The sequence below is a fragment of the Methylobacterium thuringiense genome, assembly GCF_022179645.1.
In the GTDB taxonomy this organism is placed as follows: domain Bacteria; phylum Pseudomonadota; class Alphaproteobacteria; order Rhizobiales; family Beijerinckiaceae; genus Methylobacterium; species Methylobacterium thuringiense.
Genome location: NZ_BPRA01000038.1, coordinates 1 through 1,722, shown reverse-complemented (window position 1 = coordinate 1,722; position 1,722 = coordinate 1). Strand labels below are relative to the sequence as shown.

Annotated in this window: 3 protein-coding genes; 1 reads left to right on the top strand and 2 read right to left on the bottom strand. The window is 60.0% G+C overall.

The annotated features are described in order from the left end of the window. The coding region (locus MFF07_RS22350; protein ID WP_238232936.1) for a hypothetical protein at positions 1-315 on the top strand (315 nt) is incomplete at its 5' end. A 380-nt stretch (positions 316-695) separates the two neighbouring features. On the opposite strand, the gene MFF07_RS22345 is transcribed toward MFF07_RS22350, so the two are convergent. Both MFF07_RS22345 and MFF07_RS22340 read right to left on the bottom strand, forming a co-directional pair. Beyond that, complete coding sequence (locus MFF07_RS22345; RefSeq protein WP_147813055.1) at positions 696-1,061, bottom strand: nuclear transport factor 2 family protein; 366 nt, start codon at positions 1,059-1,061, stop codon at positions 696-698. Between the two features lie 17 nt (positions 1,062-1,078). After that, positions 1,079-1,516, bottom strand: a complete 438-nt coding sequence (locus MFF07_RS22340) for an OsmC family protein (protein WP_147813057.1) — start codon at positions 1,514-1,516, stop codon at positions 1,079-1,081. Between the last annotated feature and the right edge of the window lie 206 nt (positions 1,517-1,722).

The following is a 1,722-nucleotide window of genomic DNA, read 5'->3' as shown; positions in this document are numbered from 1 at the left end:
TTGTCACCGCCCTACACAATCCTGGCGTCGCACCCAATTTTTCCTATTGTTGATTTATCTGAAGCTCGACACTTCTTTTGCTGGCATATTCGAAGCGGCACCTTCGCGCAGGTTCACGCCTTGTCGGCTTACTGCCGACCGAAAGGTCAACTCCAGCAGCCGCTAAAAATTATCTTTGCAAAACAATCACATAAGCGTTCGCAGTTTCATGCTGTCCGGCGCGCCAGAATTACAGCCTCTCTGATCATAAGCGTAGGCCACAGCGCGTTCTTGATGGCGAGATACGCGATCTACCGCCTCGTACGCCATCGGTAGCGTGGGACGAGCGGTGGCCTTGTCGAACTGACGGCATGACGACCATCCCGACCGTATAAGTTCAACCCGAAACCGGTTCGGAGCGAATGTGGCTACATCGGACATCATAGGGCCGATGAGAGCAGCGTCTGGTCGATCCGCTTTCCTGTGCGTCAGCGGCAAAACAGATGCTTGTCGGAACCCGGCAATATGGTCGTGACCGACCATTTGCGTCGAAAGGGCTGCCGGCAAACAAAATCATGTTTCTGGGACCGACCCGATCGATGATGCTCGGCGATTTTATATTTTAAGAACTCATGCGATAGATACCAAATATTTGCATATCATCGTCAAAAGATGTTCCCAAAGCATCGATCAGAATCAAGCTTCGAGGCAGATGATCAGGTTGCAACCGGCTTGATCTTTAATTGATCGATCGCCCACAGCCACGTTCCGTCCTCTTGCCGCCGGGCTGCCTCGACGGAGAGGCTGCCGTTCGGCAGTCGAGCGAATGTCAGCGCGAGATTGCCGTTGACGATGGCCGGCAGCGTCTCGGCGGCGGGAAACTCCGACTTCTTGGAGAGAAGGTCGGTGTAGAATTGGCGGATCTCCGCGTGGCCTGTCGCCACGACGTTCCCGGCGGCGAGTACGGCATCCGCCTCGTAGAGTGCCACCAGGCCCTCGACGTCGCCGGCATTGGCGCGGGCGTTGAAGAGCCCGGCTAGGTCTCCGGGCTCATTGGCACCCTTGCGATCGGTGTTCGACATCGGATTGTCTCCTCTTCCTATTTCAGGCGTTCGCCCGTGGCGTCCCGGACCGCGACGGTGATGGGAATTCCGGCCTTCACGCTTTCCGAGACGGTGCAGAACTGCTCGAACTGAGCGAGCACCTGCGTGATCCGCGGCATCGCCGCCGCCGATGCGCCCAGGGTGATCTCGACGTCGATGCCGCCGATGCGCAGGCGCTGCTCGGCGTTGCGTTCGATCCGGGCCGAGGCCCGCGCGGTCACGCCGCCCCCGTCCTGCCGGTACTTGCCGAGCGCGAAGGCGAGGCTGGCGCAGAGGCAGTTGCTCACGCCCGCGATCAGCACCTGCTCCGGCGACGGGCCCTCTCCGCGGCCGATCGGCTCCGGTTCGTCCGAGACCAGCGCCGGAAAGGCCGCGCCGAAATCGATCAGGAACTTGAAGCCCTCGACCTGGGTGATGGTGATGCTCGGTGCCATGCCGGCTGTGTCCTCGCCTGATCCTGCCGCCACGTGGTCCCGCCTTGGACCCAACGAACTGCCGCATGCCGGTATCCCGGAAGTGAGCGATCGAAGTGGTCCGGCCCGGTCTTGACGCTGATTTCGTATTTGGTATACCAGATGCCAATCACCGAGTCACTGGATCGAGAGGCTCGCCCCCTCGCTCCAGTGACTCGGTGATTGGC

Excerpts from the sequence above, each read along its gene's own strand:
- MFF07_RS22340 (WP_147813057.1), bottom strand. The coding sequence starts at position 1,516 with ATGGCACCGAGCATCACCATCACCCAGGTCGAGGGCTTCAAGTTCCTG.
- MFF07_RS22345 (WP_147813055.1), bottom strand. The coding sequence starts at position 1,061 with ATGTCGAACACCGATCGCAAGGGTGCCAATGAGCCCGGAGACCTAGCC.